The 22,308-nt window shown below is 42.4% G+C and carries 23 protein-coding genes, 3 tRNA genes and 1 pseudogene; 12 read left to right on the top strand and 15 right to left on the bottom strand.

All coding sequences use genetic code 11. The features are described from left to right. Window positions 1-4 precede the first annotated feature (4 nt). From AO382_RS11210 to AO382_RS00925, 7 genes are all read right to left on the bottom strand, one after another. Window positions 5-571 (bottom strand): 5-methylcytosine restriction system specificity protein McrC, encoded by a 567-nt coding sequence (locus tag AO382_RS11210; protein ID WP_162270566.1) that lies wholly within the window; start codon window positions 569-571, stop codon window positions 5-7. 26 nt (window positions 572-597) lie between these two features. Continuing rightward, entirely contained in the window at window positions 598-1,380 is a 783-nt protein-coding gene (locus tag AO382_RS11205) for a 5-methylcytosine restriction system specificity protein McrC (protein WP_081261321.1), read from the bottom strand. Between the two features lie 252 nt (window positions 1,381-1,632). Beyond that, complete coding sequence (locus AO382_RS00945) at window positions 1,633-2,751, bottom strand: RNA-guided endonuclease InsQ/TnpB family protein (RefSeq protein WP_064617380.1); 1,119 nt, start codon at window positions 2,749-2,751, stop codon at window positions 1,633-1,635. A gap of 102 nt (window positions 2,752-2,853) precedes the next feature. Beyond that, complete coding sequence (locus AO382_RS11200; protein ID WP_064617377.1) at window positions 2,854-3,120, bottom strand: hypothetical protein; 267 nt, start codon at window positions 3,118-3,120, stop codon at window positions 2,854-2,856. Between the two features lie 12 nt (window positions 3,121-3,132). Next, window positions 3,133-3,429: an AAA family ATPase gene (locus AO382_RS11195; RefSeq protein WP_201030202.1), complete on the bottom strand. Its 297-nt coding sequence runs from the start codon at window positions 3,427-3,429 to the stop codon at window positions 3,133-3,135. A gap of 39 nt (window positions 3,430-3,468) precedes the next feature. After that, the gene (locus tag AO382_RS11190) at window positions 3,469-3,897 is read right to left on the bottom strand and encodes a hypothetical protein (RefSeq protein ID WP_064617371.1); all 429 of its coding nucleotides are present in this window, start codon (window positions 3,895-3,897) and stop codon (window positions 3,469-3,471) included. A gap of 341 nt (window positions 3,898-4,238) precedes the next feature. After that, window positions 4,239-4,592: an arsenate reductase family protein gene (locus AO382_RS00925; protein WP_064617368.1), complete on the bottom strand. Its 354-nt coding sequence runs from the start codon at window positions 4,590-4,592 to the stop codon at window positions 4,239-4,241. A 120-nt stretch (window positions 4,593-4,712) separates the two neighbouring features. Between AO382_RS00925 and leuS the strand changes: the two genes are divergently transcribed. From leuS to AO382_RS00885, 10 genes are all read left to right on the top strand, one after another. Next, on the top strand, window positions 4,713-7,349 hold the full coding sequence (gene leuS / locus AO382_RS00920; protein WP_064617362.1) for a leucine--tRNA ligase: 2,637 nt from the start codon (window positions 4,713-4,715) through the stop codon (window positions 7,347-7,349). Then, a complete protein-coding gene (locus AO382_RS00915) occupies window positions 7,349-7,852 on the top strand; it encodes a hypothetical protein (protein WP_064617359.1) in 504 nt (167 codons plus the stop codon). The genes leuS and AO382_RS00915 overlap by 1 nt, the downstream gene beginning before the upstream one ends. Window positions 7,853-7,854: 2 nt before the next feature. Then, window positions 7,855-8,880 carry a DNA polymerase III subunit delta gene (holA, locus tag AO382_RS00910; RefSeq protein WP_064617357.1) on the top strand — a complete coding sequence of 342 codons (1,026 nt, stop codon included), beginning with the start codon at window positions 7,855-7,857 and terminating at the stop codon, window positions 8,878-8,880. A gap of 149 nt (window positions 8,881-9,029) precedes the next feature. After that, the gene (locus tag AO382_RS00905) at window positions 9,030-10,337 is read left to right on the top strand and encodes an efflux RND transporter periplasmic adaptor subunit (RefSeq protein WP_064617355.1); all 1,308 of its coding nucleotides are present in this window, start codon (window positions 9,030-9,032) and stop codon (window positions 10,335-10,337) included. A gap of 9 nt (window positions 10,338-10,346) precedes the next feature. Then, window positions 10,347-12,338 (top strand): MacB family efflux pump subunit, encoded by a 1,992-nt coding sequence (locus AO382_RS00900; protein WP_064617353.1) that lies wholly within the window; start codon window positions 10,347-10,349, stop codon window positions 12,336-12,338. A gap of 159 nt (window positions 12,339-12,497) precedes the next feature. Beyond that, window positions 12,498-12,665: a hypothetical protein gene (locus AO382_RS10585; RefSeq protein WP_154806245.1), complete on the top strand. Its 168-nt coding sequence runs from the start codon at window positions 12,498-12,500 to the stop codon at window positions 12,663-12,665. Further along, the gene (locus tag AO382_RS11395) at window positions 12,620-12,778 is read left to right on the top strand and encodes an MliC family protein (protein WP_081261341.1); all 159 of its coding nucleotides are present in this window, start codon (window positions 12,620-12,622) and stop codon (window positions 12,776-12,778) included. Before AO382_RS10585 ends, AO382_RS11395 begins: the two co-directional genes overlap by 46 nt. A 259-nt stretch (window positions 12,779-13,037) precedes the next feature. Beyond that, window positions 13,038-13,113, top strand: a tRNA-Lys gene (locus AO382_RS00895). Window positions 13,114-13,133: 20 nt separating this feature from the next. After that, window positions 13,134-13,209, top strand: a tRNA-Lys gene (locus tag AO382_RS00890). A gap of 4 nt (window positions 13,210-13,213) precedes the next feature. Then, window positions 13,214-13,289 (top strand) — tRNA-Asn (locus AO382_RS00885). 135 nt (window positions 13,290-13,424) lie between these two features. Here AO382_RS00885 and AO382_RS11185 read toward each other — a convergent pair. The 3 genes from AO382_RS11185 to AO382_RS10935 are packed head-to-tail and all read right to left on the bottom strand — an operon-like array spanning window position 13,425 to window position 15,897. Further along, on the bottom strand, window positions 13,425-13,625 hold the full coding sequence (locus AO382_RS11185) for a TonB-dependent receptor (protein ID WP_258865232.1): 201 nt from the start codon (window positions 13,623-13,625) through the stop codon (window positions 13,425-13,427). After that, entirely contained in the window at window positions 13,619-15,118 is a 1,500-nt protein-coding gene (locus AO382_RS00880; RefSeq protein WP_258865233.1) for a TonB-dependent receptor, read from the bottom strand. Before AO382_RS00880 ends, AO382_RS11185 begins: the two co-directional genes overlap by 7 nt. Further along, on the bottom strand, window positions 15,052-15,897 hold the full coding sequence (locus tag AO382_RS10935; protein WP_258865234.1) for a TonB-dependent receptor plug domain-containing protein: 846 nt from the start codon (window positions 15,895-15,897) through the stop codon (window positions 15,052-15,054). The genes AO382_RS00880 and AO382_RS10935 overlap by 67 nt, the downstream gene beginning before the upstream one ends. A 21-nt stretch (window positions 15,898-15,918) precedes the next feature. Between AO382_RS10935 and AO382_RS00875 the strand changes: the two are divergent. Beyond that, window positions 15,919-16,287 (top strand): annotated as a pseudogene (locus AO382_RS00875) (epoxyqueuosine reductase QueH); the annotation flags it as partial. 43 nt (window positions 16,288-16,330) lie between these two features. On the opposite strand, the gene AO382_RS00870 reads toward AO382_RS00875, so the two are convergent. The 5 genes from AO382_RS00870 to AO382_RS00850 form a co-directional block, all read right to left on the bottom strand. After that, the gene (locus tag AO382_RS00870; RefSeq protein WP_064617351.1) at window positions 16,331-16,687 is read right to left on the bottom strand and encodes a DUF4298 domain-containing protein; all 357 of its coding nucleotides are present in this window, start codon (window positions 16,685-16,687) and stop codon (window positions 16,331-16,333) included. 304 nt (window positions 16,688-16,991) lie between these two features. Then, on the bottom strand, window positions 16,992-19,406 hold the full coding sequence (locus tag AO382_RS00865) for a TonB-dependent receptor domain-containing protein (protein WP_064617349.1): 2,415 nt from the start codon (window positions 19,404-19,406) through the stop codon (window positions 16,992-16,994). A gap of 159 nt (window positions 19,407-19,565) precedes the next feature. Continuing rightward, entirely contained in the window at window positions 19,566-20,612 is a 1,047-nt protein-coding gene (locus AO382_RS00860; protein ID WP_064617347.1) for a YadA family autotransporter adhesin, read from the bottom strand. 135 nt (window positions 20,613-20,747) lie between these two features. Next, a complete protein-coding gene (locus AO382_RS00855) occupies window positions 20,748-21,035 on the bottom strand; it encodes a hypothetical protein (RefSeq protein WP_064617345.1) in 288 nt (95 codons plus the stop codon). Between the two features lie 53 nt (window positions 21,036-21,088). Beyond that, window positions 21,089-21,418: a hypothetical protein gene (locus AO382_RS00850; protein WP_064617343.1), complete on the bottom strand. Its 330-nt coding sequence runs from the start codon at window positions 21,416-21,418 to the stop codon at window positions 21,089-21,091. A 518-nt stretch (window positions 21,419-21,936) separates the two neighbouring features. On the opposite strand from AO382_RS00850, the gene AO382_RS00845 reads away from it, so the two are divergent. Then, on the top strand, window positions 21,937-22,239 hold the full coding sequence (locus tag AO382_RS00845) for a hypothetical protein (protein ID WP_064617341.1): 303 nt from the start codon (window positions 21,937-21,939) through the stop codon (window positions 22,237-22,239). Window positions 22,240-22,308 lie beyond the last annotated feature (69 nt).

Genomic DNA, 22,308 nt, shown 5'->3' with positions numbered 1-22,308 from the left:
ACATCTAAGCAGGCAAAACCTTAGGCGTGATTGGTAAAGCTAAGCCTAATTTAAAGACTTTATAATAACCATGAATTGGCGTCTGATCACTCAAATCAAGCTGACTTTCTGATGAGTCAATGACAGGATAAATGATCAAACACCGTATGTGCTGATCGTCTGATACTTTGGCTATTTGGCGCACTTTATTTAGCCGCGCATAGCCACACACTTGGCGAATATCTTGGTGGATCAGGCTATGATGGTATTTTAATTTATATTTAGCATCAATAATCAGTGAATGCTCGCCATCAGCAATCAAAAAATCCAAGACATTGCCATACGTGCCAAACTGATAAATCAGCTTGGTAGATTGATGATCTTCTAGCAGCTTAGTGTATACATACAGCTCAAATAACTTGGGCATATCAATCCAAGACGGCAGCGTCTTTTGATGTGCCTCATCGATCGATGGCTGATACCCAAAACGCTTTAAAATACATTCACCCAATTCGATCGCTTGCTGATAATCTTTAAAAAAGGCATTTTGCCGACGATGTTTTGGGATCTTGACCTTGGTTTGGTCGCTCACCTGCTCAAAAGCCGCTCGGCAAAAATTCAATAATTGCGCATGTCTTGGCTGCCAGACGCACTGCCGATACCCTCAAGGTAGCGATCACAAAACCTTAAAACATACTTCAAAAACTGATTTTCAGGAATATTGATGTTAAAAGCAGGATATTCGCACAAATTTTTGATCATATGATTTTTGATCACATTGTTTTGGATGTGCTTGGCAACCGAAAGCCTACCTTTCATTTTACCGCTCAGATTTTCTTGGGTTTGATGATAGGATTTTTTTAAGCCTTTTTTGACAATATTTTTGAGCACACCCAAAAACTGCGCGATCAAAAATGGCGTCAAAATGTCTGATTTTTGTTCAAGCTCTATCTGCGGACTACACCAATCAATGAACAATAGCGAATCGATATACTTGACCGTTTGGGGTTCTTCGCAGATCTTTGTCAGCATTTTTATGATATCCACCTCATAAAACATCGCCTGGCTTGATGAATCTTGAGTGGGCGGATCTGCATCATCCAATTGCTCCACCGCTTTTTCAAAGTGGTGAAGGTGCCCAATATTGATCTTAGGCTCAACATAGACAAAGGCGCGATTTTCGACAAGCCAATCTGCACCGATATAATAACCCGCTTGCAGGTGATAAACGCCCTCGTCATCATCCTTAGTCAGGCTAAATGGGCTGACATTTGCAAAAATTCGCCTAGGCTTAGCTGTGCTCAAAGATTCGTAAATCTCTGACGGCAGCGTATAGTCGGTAGATACGATTTTTGAGCCAATTGTTACTAGCTCATGTTCTTTTAGACGAATTTTTATCATATCCAAGTATTTTAAGTTATAGACTTATTAGCAGCGCCATTAAGCGGTTAGCTCATCGATTTTTTGTTTGGCGGATGGCTTTAGCACACCGTCTTTGAGATATTCATATAAAATGGGCTTGATCTCATAATCTAGGCGTGTCTGAATATCCATCTTATCGGTTTTGACCTCCTCCCCTTGCTAAAACAAGGGGATTCCCAATATCGCTACTGGGTGTTTCCTAATTCAACGAGATTGGCTTATGCAGACTAACTACACAAGACTGACATTCTCTCCAAAGGCAAGCCCCGCAAGCCCTGCGGTTAATATATTTTTGGCAGCATTGACATCACGGTCATGGGTAGTCTTGCATTCAGGGCAATCCCAATGGCGAGTATCAAGGCTTAAAAAAGGCAAAGTGTATCCACAATTACAGCAGCGTTTAGAGCTTGGGAAAAACTGGTCTATTTTGACTAAGCTTCTACCTGCCCAATCAGCTTTGTATTCTAATTGTTGGATAAGTCTACCCCAACTTGCATCCGCAATATGCTTGGCAAGCGTGGGATTTTTAATCATGTTTTTTACACGCAGCGTTTCAACACAAATCACTTGGTTATCGTTGATTAATTTGCGAGATAACTTGTGCAAGTTATCTAATCGACAATCTGAGATTTTAGCATGAATACGAGCTACTTTCATTCTTGCTTTGGTGCGATTAGCCGAACCGAGTTTTTTGCGATTCAAGGCTTTTTGAGCCTTAGCAAGTTTGGTAGCATATTTGGCTGTCAGACGAGGATTGTCAATTTTAAGACCACTGTCGGTAACAAACATATGTTTAATGCCAACATCAATACCAACGGCGGTATCAGATTTTGGCAAAATTTGATTATCAAATTCACACAGGCACGACACAAAATATCGTCCTGCACAGTCTTTAGTGATTGTGATGGTACTTGGCTTGCTTGGCAGATGCCTAGACCAACGAACATTAAGCGGTTGTTTGCTTTTGGCAATAAAAAGCTGACCGTCTGTGTATTTAAAAGCACTTTTGGTAAATTCAGCCGATTGCTTGTGAGTTTTCTTTTTGAATGTTGGGTATTTAGCACGACCCTCAAAGAAGTTTTTAAAGGCGGTTTGTTGATGCCTAAGTACTTGTTGGGTGGGAACACACGAAACATCATTCAAAAAAGCAAATTGAGGTTGTTTTTTAAGCCAAGTCAATCTGGCATTGGCTTGAATATAGCCAATTTTAGTTTTGCTTTGGTAGTATTCATCAGTACGCCAACGCAAAATCGTGTTATAGACAAACCGCACACAGCCAAAGGTTTGAGCAAGCAGTTTGGCTTGTTCATCAGTTGGGTAAAAGCGAAATTTGTAGGCACGATGTTTCATAGCTCACATTTTATCATTAAAAATGTGAAATATCAATTTAACAACACAGCGTTTCCTCCATGCCCTAAGTGCATGGTTTCTACGCTAGGAGGATTTGATGAACTAAGCATGCCCAAGCTGCACATCGCGTTTGTCAAAATCCCCTGAAGTCTCTTCATCAAAAATCTTTTGGACTGAGTCATAGCAAGCCTTGGCAAACTCATCACCAAGTTCGCCAGATAAATCGGTAGGTAATACATCCACAAAAGCAAATCGCCGACGGATGGCATAATCAATATGACCCACGCTGCGATCAGCGGTATTCATCGTACCAATCACATACAGATTATGTGGCAGCATGATGGTTCGGCTACCATCGACCTCATACATCGACTCGACCGCCTAACCGCGATACTCAAGCGCATAAATCAGCTCGCCAAGTACGGCAGACAAATTGGCGCGGTTAATTTCATCAATGATTAGGACATGATTTTGACTTGGGTTAGCTGCCGCCATCGCTGCCATCTTCGCCAAAATCTTATCTTGAGCTTGGTACTGAATGCCATTATCATGCGGCACAGCGACAATACCGCGCACAAAATCTTCATAAGTATAACTGGGATGAAACTGGATGATTTGGCAGTTTGGAGAATCTGTCAAATCATCCATAATTAATAAAGATAATAGACTGATTGCCAATGTTTTGGCAAGCCTTGTCTTGCCTGTACCTGGCGGACCTTACAAGATAATCTGATGTTTGTACTTGAGTATCTTTTCTAGGTTTTCAACTTCAAAACAGGTATCATTTTTAGCAGATGCGTTTTGCCACTCATCTTTTATTTGATAACAAAGCAAGGATATGACCAAATTTTTATTGTAAGGATGCTTAACAGGTATATCAATAGCATTAAAATAATCTACAAGATACTCGTTAAATTTAGTTGGATCATACGGTTTTTGAAGCAATGCTTTACAGATTTGCTTTCGATGATTTTCGCTCAATATTGTAAAATTGTTTATCGGATCCAATAAATACCTGATGGCATTATCCACCGATGCAGATGATATACTTTGCTTATCAAGTTTAAATGAAATTAGCTGCTCAACCCAAGAATGCATTCTAACATGGGCTTTGGCAAGCGTACGATTATCATCATATTGATTCAATTTATCCTTATCTCTTGCGTGATAATCACAATAAGAAATGATCTCAAAAATCAGATTTCCAACTTCCTTGTATTTGCTATTGTTCTCAAATTCATGCCTTAACTTTTGATAATCTTTTTTGTGATTGAATAAAAAAGATTCTTCATCTTTGGATAGTGGTAATTCTTGAAACTTAATCAGTGCATCTTAAGCTTTCTGAAAATAAAAATCTTTACTCTTAAGAATTTTTCCTAAATCAACATCTTTATCTAAAGTCTAAAGAAATTTTTAACTGATTTAAAATATGTGCCTGCATATCACTTTCTCAACGACTCAAAATGTCAGTTAGGTTGCTTACTGTATTACCCAAACACCTGCTCATATTCTGCGTCATCAAAGCCAATCACTGACTTCATACCGCCCAAAATAATCGGACGCTTAATCATACTTTGATTTGTTTTGACAATCTCATACATCGCTTCTATATCATCGCCATTTAATATGGCTTTAGCATCATCATCAAGCTTTCGATAGGTCATACCTTGTTTGTTAATGACTTTGTCGCCAAAAATTGTCACAAATTTGCCAAACTCATCCAAAGTCAGTTGCTCATTTTTATAATCAAAAAATTCATATGTTTTGCCAAGCTCGTTTAGTTTATCAAAAGCCTTTTTCATTGTATTACAATTTTTGATGCCATAAATGGTGATTGCCATCAGTTTGTCTCCTTGATGAAGTTTTTTATTTAAAGTAATCAAAGTATAGCAAAGTATCAGTAAATTTGGGTATAATAGCTAAGTTTATTTCTTAACTTTCCACCTTTTTTGGATAGCAATATGAGCCAAATTTCTTTAGAAGATTACAATTTTTCTGCCATCGAAAAACAACTACAAACCCAATGGGAAAGCGACAAACGCTACCACACCAATAACGAAACAACGGATAAGCCCACTCGCTACATGCTCTCGATGTTCCCTTACCCAAGTGGCAAGCTACACATGGGACATGTACGCAACTATGCCATCACCGATGTGCTTAGTCGCTATTATCGCCAAAAAGGCTATGAAGTCATGCAGCCAATGGGGTGGGATGCTTTTGGTCTACCTGCCGAAAATGCCGCCATCGCTAATGCGGTTGCACCTGCCAAATGGACCTTTGATAATATTGCTAATATGCGTGAACAGCTCAAGGCATTGGGGCTTTCGATTGATTGGTCTCGTGAATTTGCAACATGCACACCTGAATATTACCGCTGGGAACAGTGGCTATTTCTACAACTGTATAAAAAAGGCTTGGTATATAAAAAACTTGCCACCGTCAATTGGGACCCTGTGGATAATACCGTTCTTGCCAATGAGCAAGTGGTCGATGGTCGTGGCTGGCGTTCAGGTGCGATTGTTGAAAAGCGTGATATCCCGATGTACTACTTTAAGATCACCGATTATGCCGATGAGCTGTTAGATGACCTAAAGACCTTGGAGGGTCATTGGCCAAAGCAAGTACTATCTATGCAGCAAAATTGGATCGGTCGAAGCCAAGGCATGGAGCTGGATTTTACTTATTCAATCGATGAACATGATGCTGTTTTGCGTGTCTTTACCACACGCCCTGATACCATTATGGGTGTCAGTTACTTAGCGGTCGCAGCCGAACATCCGCTTGCTCAGCATGCCGCTAAACAAAACCCAGCCATCGCTGAATTTTGTGCAGAATGTAAACAAGGCTCGGTCGCTGAAGCTGACATTGCCAAAGCCGAAAAAGTCGGTATCAATACAGGCTTGACTGCAAAGCACCCCATCACAGGTGCCGATGTGCCAGTATGGGTAGCAAACTATGTACTGATGAGCTATGGCTCTGGTGCTGTCATGGCAGTACCTGCACATGATGAGCGTGATTTTGAATTTGCCAATAAGTACAATCTGCCAATTCCCCAAGTCATTGATTTTAAGGACAAGCCAAGTAACTATAGCACCAACCAATGGCAAGACTGGTACAGTGATAAGACAGGGTTTTGTATCAATTCAGGCATTTTGGATGGCTTGTCTTATCATGACGCAGTTGCCAAAGTCAATGAAATCATCACCGAAAAAGGCTTAGGTCAAACCACCACTCAATATCGCCTGCGTGACTGGGGCGTGAGTCGTCAGCGTTATTGGGGCTGCCCAATTCCGATGGTAAACTGCGAATACTGTGGTACAGTGCCTGTCGATGAAGCTGATTTGCCTGTGGTGCTGCCCACCGATGTTATCCCTGATGGGCGTGGCAACCCACTCAAAAATATGCCCGAATTTCTACAGACCACTTGCCCAAAGTGCGGTCAGCCAGCCGAGCGTGAAACCGATACTTTTGATACATTTGTAGAATCAAGCTGGTACGCTCAGCGTTTTGTATCACCACACGATGACAGCCAAATGATTGAGCGTACTGCTGCCGATAAATGGCTGCCTGTCGACCAATATGTCGGTGGTGTTGAACATGCGGTGCTACATTTACTTTATGCAAGATTTTTCCACAAAGTGATGCGTGATGAAGGCTTGGTAAGTAAAGATGAGCCTTTTGCCAATCTGTTGGCTCAAGGGATGGTTTTGGCAGGTACTTATTATCGCTCAAACAGTGATGGTAGCACAACTTACTATTTCCCGCATGAAATTGACTTTGTCATGAATGGTACCGAAATCGAAGGAGCTACCTTAAAAGCCGATGGCAAACCTGTCATCATTGGCAAAATTGAAAAAATGAGTAAGTCCAAAAATAATGGTGTCGACCCTCAAGAGATTATTGAGCAATATGGTGCAGATACTGTGCGTCTTTATACACTATTTACCGCACCAGCCGACCAAACACTTGAATGGTCAGACAGTGCCTTAAAAGGTCCGCATAATTTTGTCAAAAAAGTATGGCGTACCGTTGGCGAGCATTTGTCAGCTATTAAAAATAACCAATCAAATGATTTGACAATTAATAAAGACACGCTTTCAAAAGATGCCAAAAATCTACGCCGAAAAACTCATGAAACCATCGCTAAAATAGATGTCAGCTTAGGCGAGCATTTGGCACTTAATACGCCCGTGTCTAGCCTCATGGAGCTTTGTAATGAAATTGCAAGCTTTAAACCAACTGATAATAATGACATCGCTGCACGCCATGAAGCCATCATTGCGTTATTGACACTGCTATCTTTATATGCCCCACATGTTGGTGAATATTTGTTAGAGGCACTAAAAATCGATGCACGCACCCAAGCTTTCCCAGTCTTGGACAAATCAGCCTTAATCAACGATACCATCACCATGGTGGTGCAAGTCAATGGTAAAGTGCGTGGTAAGATGGAGGTTGCCTCTGGTACAGATCAGGCCGAGCTTATCCGTGAAGCCAAGAATATTGAAGGTGTGACGAAATATTTGACTGGCGAAATCAAAAAAGAGATTGTCGTACCCAATAAACTCATCAGCTTTGTTGTGGTGGGTGCTTAATGCAAATAAAATCTATGATTCAAGCAGGTGCAATGGTATTAACACTATCATTGACCGCCTGCGGATTTGGTCTACGAGGTATCAGTGAGACAGGCGTTCAGTTAGTGCCGACTTATAGTCATATAAATATCATCACCGAAAATAATGCTGTTAGTTATGCACTCAAACACAAACTTGAAACACAGATGGCTCAGCTTGGTGTGGTGAGCGACACCAATGCCGCCCATCAGATCCAAGTCAGTAATTTACGCTATCGTGAATATAAACTACTTGGCGTGTTATCCGAAATTCGCTTGGTGCTAACTGCTGATGTTATCTATCAGATGAACGGTCAAACCATTCGCAGAGTGGTACAAGCTGAGCGTAGCTATCAGTATAATGAAGCTGGCGTATCAACCAAAGATCAGCAAGGTGAAATTGTCAAAGTATGGCTACAAGACAGCCTAGCACATCGCATCGCTGAACAGTACTATGCGCTTGGCAGTCAGATACATACACCTTAGCCATGCAAAAACGATTTTTGGCAGTTGCCGAATCCCTCAAAAATCCTACAATGATGCTAAGCGGCTTATGGCTTTTGCATTCTGATGAGCCATTGATGATTCAATGGCTCATTGATGCGTGCCGTCCAATTTGGCAAGCCAATCATCAAGTGATGAAACGCATTGATCTTACTTCCCCCAAAAGCTGGCACGAGGTTACTCAAGAACTTGCATCGCTATCGCTGTTTGAAGAATCTACCGCCATCATTCTAAGTGGTAAGCATAAGCCTGATGATGCCATCTTAAGCCAATTGATAGATTTTGCCAATGACGCCAAAGCAGGTACTAGCACACATCATCTGATTTGGCTTTTACCCAAACAAGATAAGAAATCTCAAAATACCAAAGCGTTTAAGCTGTTTGATCAGCATGGGCTGATTATCCATGGCACTATCCAAAATGAATCTGAGCGGCGTGCCCTTTTAATGGCCAAAGCCCAAGATTTTAAGCTTTCGCTCACCCCTGATGCGTGGCAGATGCTGATGAGCCATACCCAGCATGATTTATTAACCGCTTATCAGACACTATGGCGTCTGTCCTATGCTCACACTCTGCCTAGTCAGTCACAGCTTGCGGTAATTGATGTGCCTGATCTTAGCACACTCTTATCCGAAGGTGGCGTGTTCAGCGTTTTTGATCTATCCGATGCACTAATCCAAAGACAGCCCAATCAATGCCTAAAAATCATTAACTATCTTTATCAGACAAATACCGCACCCAGCATTATTTTATGGGCAATATCAAAAGATATTCATCTGATTGCCGCCCTAAGAAATGGTCAAGACCCCCAAAAACTTGGCATTTGGCGTAATAAAGTTTTGAATTATCAAAATCTTGCAAATAACATCTCTGATGGCATAATATCGCATTGGCTTACTCAGGTTTATGAAATTGATAAAGCCATCAAGGGCTTAAGCCAAGATAATGCTTGGCGATTGATTCGCAGGCTGGTATTATCAATTTGTGGTGTCGGTGTGATGACTGTTTAGTGATCGAATCACATCCAAAATCCGTCAACGCCTTAGCATGCATACAAATAACAACATTATTTGATTTTTTATAAACAAAATCTTGTTATCATAACTTTATGTTTGGATAAAATTCAAAGCGCTTTTGCTGGTTTTTGTTGGATTTACACATGTCATCGTTCATACCTTCTTCAAAAAGATCTTTTAAATTACGCTCACCCATCAAATGGCTGGTGATCGCGGTGCTGACAGTGCTTTTGATTGTTTTTATATATCAAAAACTCAATCCAGTACCCACTCCACCCGAATATCTCACCACTGAAGTCCGCTTAGGCGATATTGAAAATACTGTGATGGCTTCTGGCAAAATCAAAGCCATCCAAACGGTTGAGGTTGGTGCTCAGGTGTCAGGAGAGATTGTGCGACTGCGTGTGGATATCGGCGACTTTGTCAAACAAGGCGACATCATCGCACAGATCAGCCAAGTTGAGCAAAAAAATGTTCTGTCTAACGCCGAAGCAACCCTTGGTCAAGCCACAGCAAGCCTAAACCAAGCTCATGGAGATCTACGCAGTCGCCAAGGTGAAGTCGTGAGCGCTCAAGCTAATGTTGATACCAAGCAAGCCGAATTAAATCGCGCCAAACAAAGTTTTGAGCGGCTGCAAAATCTCATTGACATAGACGCTGTCAGCCGTGAAGAATACGATGAAGCTCACGCCAAAGTCTTGGCAGCCCAAGGCGCGCTTGCCACCGCCCAAGCCAATTATCAAAACGCACTCACCGCAGTCAATAATGCAAAGCTTGCCATTAATAGCCAAGAAGCTGCCATCACCAAAGCACGAAATGATGTCGCAACCGCAGAAGAAGACCTAAGCTACACCACCATTCGCGCCCCAATGGATGGCACTGTGGTCTCGGTGAGCCAAAAACAAGGTACCACAGTCAATGCCAATCAGTCAGCCCCCACCATAGTGACGCTTGCTGACCTAAGCCGTGTGCGTATCAATGCCCAAATCTCTGAAGCTGATGTGGTCAATATTCATCCCCAAATGCCAGCACGATTTAATATCATTGGCAATCCCAATCAGCAGTACGATGCCATTTTGGCAGGTATTGAGCCTGCCCCAGAAACGATGAGTAGCTCAAGCAGCACCGATGGTGCGGTGTATTATATTGGCTATTTGGATGTAGATAATGCTGAAGGCAAATTTCGCATTGACATGACCGCTCAAGTCAATATTATCATTGACCAAGCAAAAAATGTCCTCATCATACCCGCCTCCGCCATCGAAGAGAGCGACGGCAAAACCACCGTGCGTATCATTGATCAAGATGGCTTTGCTACGCCAGTCGAAGTGGTCATCGGCATGAATAATCGTGTGAATGCTCAAGTGATATCAGGGCTTAGTGAAGGCGATGTCATCGTCATCGGCGAAGCATCAGGCGAGCCAAACTCTGGCAGATCGATGATGCGATAAGGACAACCGATGACAATACCAGCATCACCGCCCAAGACACCGCTGATTGAGATCAAGGATCTGGTTCGTGATTTTCCGGCAGGGGAGACCTCGATACGCATTTTGCATGGCATCACCTTGACACTTTATAAAGGTGAGATGGTCGCTATCATTGGACAATCTGGCTCAGGCAAATCCACTTTGATGAATATTTTGGGCTGCCTAGATCAAGCAAGTGGGGGCGAATATTTTATTTATGGTCGCTCGGTAAACGATTTAGACTCTGAAGCGCTTGCCAAATTACGCCGCGAACACTTTGGCTTTATTTTTCAGCGCTATCATCTGCTTGGCGATATCAGCGCTCAAGATAATGTCACCGTGCCTGCCGTCTATGCTGGCATGGAGACCGCCAAGCGTCGGCAGCGAGCCTTAGAGCTACTGACCGCTTTAGGCTTGGGCGATAAAGCACATCATCGACCCAGCCAGCTGTCAGGCGGTCAGCAGCAGCGCGTGTCAATCGCTCGAGCGCTCATGAATGGCGGTGATATCATCTTAGCTGATGAGCCGACAGGCGCGCTAGACAGCGCCTCAGGCATTGATGTGATGACTATCTTGCACAGGCTCAAAGAAGCAGGTCATACCATCATCATGGTAACGCACGACCCAAGCTTAGCCCAGCAAGCCGACCGCGTCATCGAGCTTAAAGATGGTCAAGTGATCAATGATCACTACACATCCAATGCCGATCGCCAACGAGCCTTACATAGCAGCGCCTCTGAGCATCCCCAAACTTCTGGCGCATTACTAGGCGTTTTTGATCGCCTAAAAGAAGCGTTCAAAATGTCCATAAACGCATTAAAAGCCCATAAAATGCGCACCTTATTGACCATGCTTGGGATCATCATTGGCATCGCCTCTGTCGTCTCGATCGTTGGATTGGGTCAAGGATCACAGCAAAAAATCCTAGCTGATATCAATCAACTGGGTACAAATACCATCACGGTCAATGACGGCTACCCGTTTGGGGATCCAAGGCGGCGTTTTGGGTATGATAATCTCACCACCGCCGATGCAGATGCTGTCGCCGCACAGCCCTACACCAAAAGTGTCAGCCCTCAGGTTGACAGCTCGGTCATCGCTCGATATAAAGACATCGAGACCAATGCAAGCATCAATGGCGTCGGTCAAAATTATCTTGAAGTCACAGGTGAAAAACTGATGCTTGGGCAAGGTTTTGGTGATCATCATGTCCAAAATCTTACCCAAGACATTATTTTGGATCACAACGCCTATCAAGCGTTTTTTAATGGCGAAGGCAATCCCATCGGTGAAGTCATCTTGGTGGGTAATGTGCCCGGTCAAGTCATTGGCGTCTTATCCAAAAAGAGCACAAGCTTTGGTCGCCAAACCAATACCCCTCAGCTGTACATGCCCCATACCACCGTCATGCATCGGATATTGGGCACAAGCTACATTGATCGGTTTGTGGTACTCATCGATGAAGACACGCCATCGGCTGTCGCAGAAACTGCCATCAGCGACCTCGTCGAAGCACGGCATGGGACAGATGATTTTAGCATCATGAATACCGACTCAATCCGCCAAACGGTCGAGTCCACGACCAGCACGATGACCTTACTCATCTCATCAATTGCCATCATCTCCTTGGTGGTCGGCGGCATCGGTGTGATGAATATCATGCTCGTATCAGTCACAGAGCGCACGAGCGAAATTGGCGTAAGAATGGCAGTCGGCGCACGCCAAAGTGATATTTTACAGCAGTTTTTGATCGAGGCTGTCTTGGTGTGTATTCTCGGCGGCTTACTTGGCGTGGGCTTAGCCTATGCTATCGGCAGCGCGATCAATCGCTTTGGCGGCGAGAATTTTCAGGTCATCTATTCGCCTTTATCAATCGCTGCCGCCTTAGTCTGCTCAATGATGATTGGGGTGATTTTTGGGTTTTTACCCGCGCAAAATGCAGCACGCCTAAATCCTGTCGATGCTCTAAATCGCCATACTTAATATCTAAAAATAGTCGTTTTGGCTCACCCCAGATCCATCACCTAAGACGCCATAGCGATACTAAAAATGCTATGCTATACTAAAATACTCAAATCAGGCATTGTGATGAATGCTTATATTATCGTTTTTCCAAGGAGATTATTATGAAAAACTCACTAATTGCCTGTATTTGCGCAGTGGCTGTACTTGCTGGCTGACAAGCTACCGACAACAAAACATCCGCACCCACCACACCCAACGACAAACCTACTAAAACTCAGCGATTTGAGTGCGAAAATGGCATCAGTGTCGCAGTCAGCCCAGCAGGCACAAGCAGAAGACATCTGACCATCATCAGTCACCAAAATGCGACCGCCATTCTCAATCACACACCTTCCGCTTCAGGCGAACGCTATGTGAACACCGAAGGTTTCTTTGGTCACGGCGGCGAATGGCACTAAAAAGCAAGCACTGCTTACTTTACATTCATCGACGCTGCGGGCGCATCCATCGGTGTCTCGTGTGAAGCACTTTAATTAGCTGACCACCCTCCCAAGCTTTTGCTTGGGATTTTTTTAGCACTCAAGGCAAAAATTGAGATTTTAGCCAAATTTTCATTTTTTTGACATTTTTTGAAAATAAACACTTGCAATCAAAAAATTTTTGCGTATAATATGCACCACGTTAGCGATATGGAATACCGTATCCGACTAGATAAATGGGTCGTTAGCTCAGTTGGTAGAGCAGTTGACTTTTAATCAATTGGTCGCAGGTTCGAATCCTGCACGACCCACCATTGATTCTAGTACTCGCTAAGGGTCGTTAGCTCAGTTGGTAGAGCAGTTGACTTTTAATCAATTGGTCGCAGGTTCGAATCCTGCACGACCCACCATCATTCCCCAATAGCTCAGTCGGTAGAGCATCGGACTGTTAATCCGTGTGTCCCTGGTTCGAGCCCAGGTTGGGGAGCCATATTTTAAAAGCCCTTATTGGTTTGATATCAAATCAGTAAGGGCTTTTTCTTGTTTGTCTGAATGATTCATGCATTTGAATAAAATCACCCTAAGGTAATCTTAGGGTGATTTTTATTTATCAAACTCAATCAAATCAGAACTTCGTCGTCAGTCCCAAGGTCACATTACGCCCCATTTGCAGCACAAATGGTAAGAATGAGTTATGGACATAGATTTGCTCATCAAGCAAGTTATTGGCGCGCAAAGACAGCATATAATCCATATTTTTATACACATTATTATAATCCACGCCAAGATTGAGCAAATTATAGCCTGTGGTTTTATTTTCTACCACATAACGCGGCTGATGGTCAAAGGCTTATTTTTGCTCACCACACAGTCGCTGTCGATGCGCTCACAGCCTTCTGGGCGTCTGAATTTAGGCTTGATAGCGATGGTTGAGGTGGTTACTTTATTTTGTGAAAACACATGGCTAAACTCAGCATTGGCTGACCAATTATCACCAAAATAGCCTTGCCAGCGCAATCCTAGGCGGCTCGGTGGTACGCGCGGTGCATTGGTCGCATGGCGAGCCAAGCGGTCGTAATCTTTCTCTCCAGCGATGGTTTTGCCATTTTTATAGACATTGATGGTTGTACTACAATCATTGGATTCATTAATCTGCCCCCATTCTTCAGGCGTTTTTGAGCTGCAGGTCAAATCACTGGTATCGTCATAGTTACCATATTCATTCACTGTCAGCTCTTTGATGTCATCGTCAAAATACCCCCATTTTCTGCCAGCGTGCATGAGTCTGCCTTTAACATCTGGTAAAGCGCCGATTTTGCCACGCACCATATCGCCAAAGAGCGTGATACTGTGATTCATATTCGGCTGATAAGTCACCTCACCTTCTAAGCCATAAAACTTAGCAGTGGTTTGATTATAGCGGCGCATATAAAGATTGCCTTCTTTGGCGATATTTTCATTAAAAATATAATTATCAAAATCGCTATAATAAGCACTGCCTTTGTAGCTCAGTTTATCCCCTGTATGAGTCAGCCCAATCTCATAGTTGTCTGATTTTTCTTTGGTGAGATTTTTATTACCGTGCTCAAATGAGCTGGTCACCAAGTGACCACCTTGATAATACAGCTCCATCGGTGATGGGATGCGCTCATTATGCGAATAAGTAAACGACAAACGATACTCAGGCGTAATGTCCCACAGCGCCGGCCCTACATAAGATGCAGCACTTTGCTTATAAGTGCTCAAATCAGGATGATCAGGCGCTTTGACATGCGCTTTACTCAAAAAATACTCCAAAGCATGATCAAGCAAATGCTGCTCATAATCAATCGGTGTTTTTTGTTTTTCGTAGCGCGCCACCACCTCAAAGGTTAAATTATCCAATTTAAACTGCTCAAGCCCAAATACGCTGAAACTTTTATTGGTATTAGGCACCAATAAATATGGGCGATATTGGTTGATATTTTGGCTTTGGGCTTTTTGCCACTCTTCTTCTGACTCAAAATAGCTTGGTAGATATGCTTCACCTGCGCTAGATTTTTGATCTTGGTACTGCACACCAATCATACCCGATAAGCGCTCGGTCGATGTGTGATAAAACTCCAAGCGGCTATTAAATCCTTTTTTGGTAAAAATGGAGCTAGCATAGCCTCGTTCCACCGTCGTCTGTCGTTCAGATGGCTTAAAATTATCTAAGGTTTGCTCGTTGCCTGCGTCTTTTTCATCATGATAATAGTCAGCATAAGTCAGGCTTAATTTGACCTTATCCAAGCCTGCGATCGGCTGGCGCAGCTCGCCGCGAATATCGTAGCGATCCAAGGCGAATGGTGCTCATGGTTCACAGGGACGCCTGTTGGATTGTGCTCACCCACATGATCTTCATGATCATGGCTGCAATGCGTATGTGGATTGTCATAAATATCCTCATCTTCCATCAAATGTGGATAGATGGGCAGATAATAATTGGATTTTGAAAGATCATGCCATTTAATAAAGTGCTCACGCTTACTGTCACAGTGGATATGACCTGGAATGCCGTAGCGATCTTTACGGCGGCTATAAGATGCGCCAATAAAACCTTTGTCGCCAATATAAGACACGCCCACCATACCAACGGTAGATTTATTTTCACTGCCTGGTAAATAATCTAGCACTTTATCGGCTTGAAAATGTGGCACTTTATACTCATCAGCATTACGGCTCAAGCCCTCGACCCTCACCGCGATATTCTCACCCACACCAAAGGTAACGCCAGCGGTAGCGACTTTTTCGTTACTGTTTGTGTTGTATCGTAAAATCGCCTCGCCTTCCATATTTTCATGGATAGTCCCTTCAGGCATACGCTCAGGAATACGACCATCAACCATATTGATCACTCCAGCAGGCGATGCAGTGCTATAGAGTAGCGTATTCGCGCCACGCACCAGCTCCACTCGCTCAGCCAAAAGCGTATCGGCTGCCACCACATGATCAGGCGACATAGAAGACACATCGATGACATCTGTGCCATTTTGTAAAATCTTCAGGCGAACTCTCTCTTGTCCACGTACCACAGGCGCTGATGAACCGCCATCAAAAGGATTGCTGTGCACACCCATCTCATTTGCCAAAGCATTACCAAGCGTGGCAGACGCTGTACCATGTGCTTTGACATGCGGTTTGAACGCACTGCCCTATACGCCCATGAAAATGGTTTTCCTGTGATAACCAGTTCTTTGGGCATCTCACGCTGGAAGAACATGGCACAAATCAATGACTGTGGTCATCGTGCCGCTGCCCCTTATGATGACCTTGAATATTGGGATTTTAACTGGCGTAAAGGCGGTGGCAGTAATCGCATGATTGAGATTAGCAAACGAGAGCATTTTTATCAACAAGAATACTGTGGCTGTGCTTACTCACTGCGTGATACCAATAATTTTCGCCGTAGCCAAGGACGAGAACCCATTAAGATTGGGGTTAAGTATTATGGTGATGATGAAGAATGACAAAAGCGGAGATTTATCCGCTTTTTTAACAAGACAACTATCTTTATAACGACCGAACCAATTGCTTAATTAATGCCACTTGAGTTTGTTCAGCATCAATCAATACATTCCAAATACCATCTTCACTTAAAATAGAATAACCTTTGGTCTGTGCTTTTTTGTTCACATAATCCAAATCTTGCTCACTGATACTACCATTTTGGTAAGCGGTACAAAGACTTTGGCATTCTTTTTGATAAAATTCATCAAGTTTGGCATGTTTATCTTGCAATTTTTGTATTTGCTTGAGTGTATTTTTAAGTTGTTGTGTCAACGCTTGAATATCATCATTCAGCTTTTGCATTTCAATGAGTCTGCCAAGTATGTCAAGATGCTGATGGGAAGTGTGAAAGTCGGACATGATAGTACCTATAGTCTAAATGTATAAAGTTGACACGACCGCTATGATACACCATCTATCAAGACACTATCTATTAGGGTCGTTTGTATCATCTTAACAAAAATTACTGCTTTATTGGGTATATTTTTTAAACATAATACGAATTGGTCTTATGATTTTAGTATTTATCCGCCTGTAACCATCCATATAAAAATCTGCACCCAAATTCCTTAATTGTGAATGCAGATTTTTAATGAATATCACATTTAATCAATATAATAGTTTAGTACAAGCATATATTGATTGCTTTTAGTTAAATGATTTGTCAAAATTTGAAATTTGCCCCGAGCATAAAGTTTCGCCCCATTTGTGGCATGTCTGGGAAAAATGTCTCGTGAGCAAAGACTTTATCGTTTAATAGATTATTGGCATTAAAAAATACCTGAACCGAGCCTGGCTTATCACTTGGCTTGTGCTGATAGTTAAGCCCCAAATTCACCAAGTTATGAGCTGGGGTTGGGCGTTCAAAATTCGCCAATTTATCTTGTTTGAAGGTATGGCGATATTCCAAAGACCCTGACCAATTTGCATTAACATTGGCGGTTAATTTCATGCCAAGGCGTTTTGGTGGCAGTCTTGGCGTATGACTGTCTGGCTGTTTGATGAGAGGACGGTTGCCATTCGCATCGGTTCTGCCTTGTTTGTCAGGCAAATTGGTGAGTTTGCCACGAATATAATCACCAAATAACGCCACATGATACACATCATTAATCTGATAACCGATGTTGGCATCAAATCCATAGAATTTTGCCGCCGCTTGTTCATAGCGTGCGGTTTTTAAGTCTTTATCATGACGCATGCCACGCAAACCTTGCTTATACTGCGACAATGTTTGTAAAAACACATAGTTATCAAAATCATAATGATAGCCACCAAGACGGTAATCCCATTTATCACCTTGAAATGTCAGCCCCAAATCAATGTTGTTGGATTTTTCTTTGTTTAAAAAGCGGTTACCAATTTCAAACGAGTTGGTGGCAAGGTGCATGCCGTGAGCATACAATTCCTGAGCATTTGGCAGGCGTTCTTGATGCGACAGATTCAGCGATAATTTATGTTTGGGCGTTAATTGTAAATGCGTCCCAACAGCATACGAGCGTGCGGTTTGTTTTTGGGGGTTTAGAGTACCGCTGTCAAGCAATCGTTTAAAGCGTATGTCTGGTTCATGAGCGGTTGCCAAACCTAAGTTTAAGCTCTGATAAATGGCGTCTTTGTCATAATCCATGGTGATGGTTTGTTTCTCAATGCGAGCGGCGGCATCAACTGTCAGCTTGTCATTGGGCTTGTATTCTTCAAACCAAAACACACTGCCTGTCTTGGTTTTATTATTATGTAAGATGTTTTGGGTGTCTTGTTTATTGCCATCTTCATAGCGAGGTGGCACAAGTCCGCTGTTTTTTGAGGTGAGATAACCTATCCCAAACACCCCGCTAAACTTGCCCATCGGCGTATGAATGGGGGTATGTGAGGCTTCCAGACGCCACACATTGGCTTGATTGTCAAAAAAGCTGGTCTTCTCACCCCCATCTATCTCATCATGATGATAATCCGCTTTGCCCATGCTGGCTCGGATTTTATCAATGCCAGCAAACGGTGCATTGATTTGCCCTTGCACATCATAACGCTTCATTTTCAAATCAATCCACGGTTTGCCATGCTCGTGGTCGTGGTCATGAGCATGGTCATCATGTGTATGGCATTCAAGCCCTGCATTGTCAAACTCTAAGTCATCATTTTCCATCAAAAAAGGATACAAACGCAAATATGGCTTGTATTGTAAGGCAGACTGAGAAATGCCATGTACGCTACATTCTTCATATTCATGTGAATGGTTGGGCAGGCCATATTTGTCTCGGCGTAAGCTCACCGATGCCCCCAAAAAGCCTTGATTGCCAATCCATGATACGCCAAGCGTTCCTGCTTGTGATTTGGCATGGCTGTCTGGCAGATGCTTTAAGGTGTCTTTATAGATGAATTCTGGCTGAGTGTCATCGTATTCAGATTCTTCGTTAAAGACATGGCGGTCAAAGCGTGGCGTTTTATAGTCTGCTGCTTGTTTGGACAGCCCTGCAACACGCACCGCCACATGTTCTCCCAGTGGAGCTTCGGCACTGGCGGTGATTAATTTTTCACGGTTGGCACTGCTAAGACGCACCGCCAAATCACCTTGTAATTTGCTGGGCAATTTGCTGGGTATTTTGTCATCAACGACATTGACCACGCCTGCTGAGTTGCCAGAGGCGTACAACAATGCACCAGAGCCTCGCACAATCTCCACCTGTTTTGCCAGTGTGGTATCCACCGCTATGGCATGGTCTGGCGATAACCCAGACATGTCCACAACCTCTGAACCGTTTTGTAGTATTTTCAGGCGTTTTCCTTCTTGTCCACGAATGATGGGGGCTGATGCACCGCCACCAAAATGGTTAGAATGAACACCAAGCTCGCCTGCCAAAGCATCGCCTAGGGTGGTTGCTCGTTGTTGTAGTTGCTCTTTTGAAACTGTGATGCTGCTGACTGTTTTTGAATGATTAACGCCAAACGCTGTATTTTGGTCAGTTAAAGAGGTGATCAAAACACCATCTAAAATGACGGTTGGCTTATCCTTTAAATTCGCCTCTGCCAGCACTGGCATTGAAAAAGTTGCCAATATGGCACAGGCAAGCGGTTTTTTTATCATGATGCCCTCATAATATGATATAACATAACATTAAAGTCGTTATTATATAACATATATGAAAAATTACAACAATTCTTGATAAGTCTTTTATAATTCAGCAAAAAAAATCCAGCCTAATGAGACTGGATTTTTGATTTAACAATTTAAAACAACAGACGATTACCAAAAGTAACCTAGACCAGCACCAGCACCGAACTCACTTTCGGTATTGGCAGCAAAACTGATCTTCGCACCCCACTTGCTGTCATCAGCAACAGTGCTCAAACCAAAGGCGATCGCTGACGCATCCCCATAATGACCCAAAGCAACAGTTGTTGAATTTTGACCCGGACGATAGGCTTGGACAAGGTTACCCATTGCCATAGAAGTCGCACCCGCTGCATGAATTTGCTTATTCAGAACATCAATTCGACCATTAATACGATCAACTTTGGTCTCCATATTTGAGATGCGGGCATCGTTTAGTTTGATATCCTGATAAGCCGCATGCAACTGGCTGCCATTGACAGCATCAGTTGAAGTAGCAGAGACTTCGCCTGCAGCCACATAGTGGATTTGACGTTCTTTGCCCTCTGCACCGACCGACACTGAACCATTATCTTGAGAAGCAACACCAGCGAAATTATATGTGGTACCTGCCATTTCTTGGTTTGAAACTTCAGTCACTGCTTTACCAGCAGAAGCATTTCCCAATACAACGGAGTTGCTTTGTACATTAATGACATTGCTAGCCAGGATAAAGGTATCAGACACATTTCTGATGTCTTCGTTGTTATGACCAACGATTACCAAGTTTTTATTAGATTGTACACCAGTATTGTTATTACCAACGATACTGACAGAGCCAGAATTTTCATTGATGTCTTTGTTGTTATCACCTAAGACAGTAATAACAGAATCTTCCTCGTTTCGAGCAATCGTGCTATTGCCATTGCCATAGACGTTTACTTTGGCTTTATTTTTATTGCCAGTGACATCAGAGTTATTATTACCAACGATAGCAACTGGAGAGTTCTTGCCATTGTTGTAGATAATTTCGTTTGTGCTACCGATAATACTTACAACACCTTCGTTCTTAGTAATTCTGCTCTTATCACTACCAAAAACATTGACTGGGCCTGAGTTCTCGCCGATTTGGTTATTACCATCACCAACAAAAATTATTTTGCTCTCATTGTTTTTAACGTCAGTATTGTTACTACCCAAGATAATGACAGAGTCAGGGTTTTCATCCCAGTCGTTTTCGTGGCTGATAACATAAAAAACGGTTCTTTTTTGTTATTAGAAATAGATTTATTATTACCAAAAATGATGGCGGTTACATTATCACTATTGCCAATGTCACTTTCTACTACCAACAACAGTAACAATGGTATTCTCTATAATGGCAGAGTTTTCATCGCCTACGACACTCACGATTGAAGAATCCAGGTTACCCGCAACACTACTGTTAGAGCTACCAACAATACTGACTGAACCTGAATTATGGTTCACAGCTTCATTGGAATTACCCCAAATATTAATGCTTGAGCCTTCTTTGTTTCCTACGACTTCCTTATTTAAATCACCTGTTACAAAGATGACAGAACCTTCTTCGTTATCTTTGATTGAGTCATTTTTATTGCCCAAAACAGTAATTTGTGTATTCTCTCCATTTCCAAGGATGGCTCTATTTTGGTCACCTATGACCTTAACAATAGAGCCACCATTATAGGAGCCACCCCATCATTCTGATTGCCAATGATACCAATCTCACCTGCATTATGCGATATACCAGTATTCACATTACCAAAGATAACAAGTTTAGAGATTGCTGTATTGCCATTTACAACATTACCAGCACCCCAAATATCAATCTCAGCAGATTCAGCATTTTTCCCAATCGAATTTTGTCCAGTATGCTCACGTACCACAGCAGAAGCAGCAATTGCACCCAACATCGTTGCTACAGCTAGCGCACCTGATACTAGTTTAAAGCCTTTACCACGGCTTTTAGCGATTTCTGAACACACTATAGATTAACCCTGTGAGTTACGCTTTGTTTTGAAAATTTTGTTCATTAGGATTTATCTCAAAAGATTATTTGCTAATATACCTATGATTTATTAATATTACTATCGACCACCAACAATCTTTAGCGACGTTAGAAACATTTTTATCAACCAAAGCTTAATCAGGTAAGTAATATCAAATTAATAGGGCACTTAATAAGCCATCTTACAGGTTAGGAGTTTTTATAAGATGAAACTTTGGGATGCAAAGCTGCAATTATTGCAAATTCTACTATAGAGTTATTTGTGGGTATTTTCAAAACATTGATAATTATCATTACAAAATTTTACTTAAAAAAATATGAAAATTGTCATATAAATATGACTTTTTAGTATGAGTTTGCTCTGTTAATTTTAAACAAAAAACCCTCAATCATAGTAGTTGCCTTAAAAGACCACCAATTCGATTAAGAGCCCAAAAATTGACATCCCCTACCATCATGCTATAATCTTTTTGAAAATAAACCATCAGGATATTTATGTTACCCCCACACATTAAAAATCGCTATTCAGATCATCCACAGACCATCATGCGTCCTGTGCATTTGCGTTTGTCCGAAGAAATCATTCAGCATCTTGAAGAGACCGCTCAGATGCATGGATTTAGCCGCATCCAAGGTCTGATTCGCTTGTACATTCGTCAAGGTCTTGACCGAGATAATTCCAATTACACGCTTGCCCATGACACACTATTCATCGAAAAGCTGCGCAAAAAAGGCGTCAGTCAATCCATCATTGATGAAGCATTGACCGATGTCAATCAAACATGCGATTTGGGATAAATCTAAACAACTTCCTTAAAATCAATACAAAATAAAAACGCCCACTTTCTCAGTGAGCGTTTTTATTTT

The sequence above is a fragment of the Moraxella catarrhalis genome (genome assembly GCF_001656295.1).
Lineage (GTDB): Bacteria > Pseudomonadota > Gammaproteobacteria > Pseudomonadales > Moraxellaceae > Moraxella > Moraxella veridica.
This window is presented reverse-complemented; position numbering and strand designations above follow the sequence as displayed.

Bases quoted from the DNA above. Each gene is read 5' to 3' on its own strand.
- AO382_RS11200 (WP_064617377.1), bottom strand. From the start codon at position 3,120: ATGTATGAGGTCGATGGTAGCCGAACCATCATGCTGCCACATAATCTG.
- AO382_RS00945 (WP_064617380.1), bottom strand. From the start codon at position 2,751: ATGAAACATCGTGCCTACAAATTTCGCTTTTACCCAACTGATGAACAA.
- AO382_RS00905 (WP_064617355.1), top strand. From the start codon at position 9,030: ATGTCATCGTTCATACCTTCTTCAAAAAGATCTTTTAAATTACGCTCA.
- leuS (WP_064617362.1), top strand. From the start codon at position 4,713: ATGAGCCAAATTTCTTTAGAAGATTACAATTTTTCTGCCATCGAAAAA.
- AO382_RS00865 (WP_064617349.1), bottom strand. From the start codon at position 19,406: ATGATAAAAAAACCGCTTGCCTGTGCCATATTGGCAACTTTTTCAATG.
- holA (WP_064617357.1), top strand. From the start codon at position 7,855: ATGCAAAAACGATTTTTGGCAGTTGCCGAATCCCTCAAAAATCCTACA.
- AO382_RS00870 (WP_064617351.1), bottom strand. From the start codon at position 16,687: ATGTCCGACTTTCACACTTCCCATCAGCATCTTGACATACTTGGCAGA.
- AO382_RS00845 (WP_064617341.1), top strand. From the start codon at position 21,937: ATGTTACCCCCACACATTAAAAATCGCTATTCAGATCATCCACAGACC.
- AO382_RS00915 (WP_064617359.1), top strand. From the start codon at position 7,349: ATGCAAATAAAATCTATGATTCAAGCAGGTGCAATGGTATTAACACTA.
- AO382_RS00900 (WP_064617353.1), top strand. From the start codon at position 10,347: ATGACAATACCAGCATCACCGCCCAAGACACCGCTGATTGAGATCAAG.
- AO382_RS11205 (WP_081261321.1), bottom strand. From the start codon at position 1,380: ATGATAAAAATTCGTCTAAAAGAACATGAGCTAGTAACAATTGGCTCA.
- AO382_RS00925 (WP_064617368.1), bottom strand. From the start codon at position 4,592: ATGGCAATCACCATTTATGGCATCAAAAATTGTAATACAATGAAAAAG.
- AO382_RS10935 (WP_258865234.1), bottom strand. From the start codon at position 15,897: ATGGGTGTGCACAGCAATCCTTTTGATGGCGGTTCATCAGCGCCTGTG.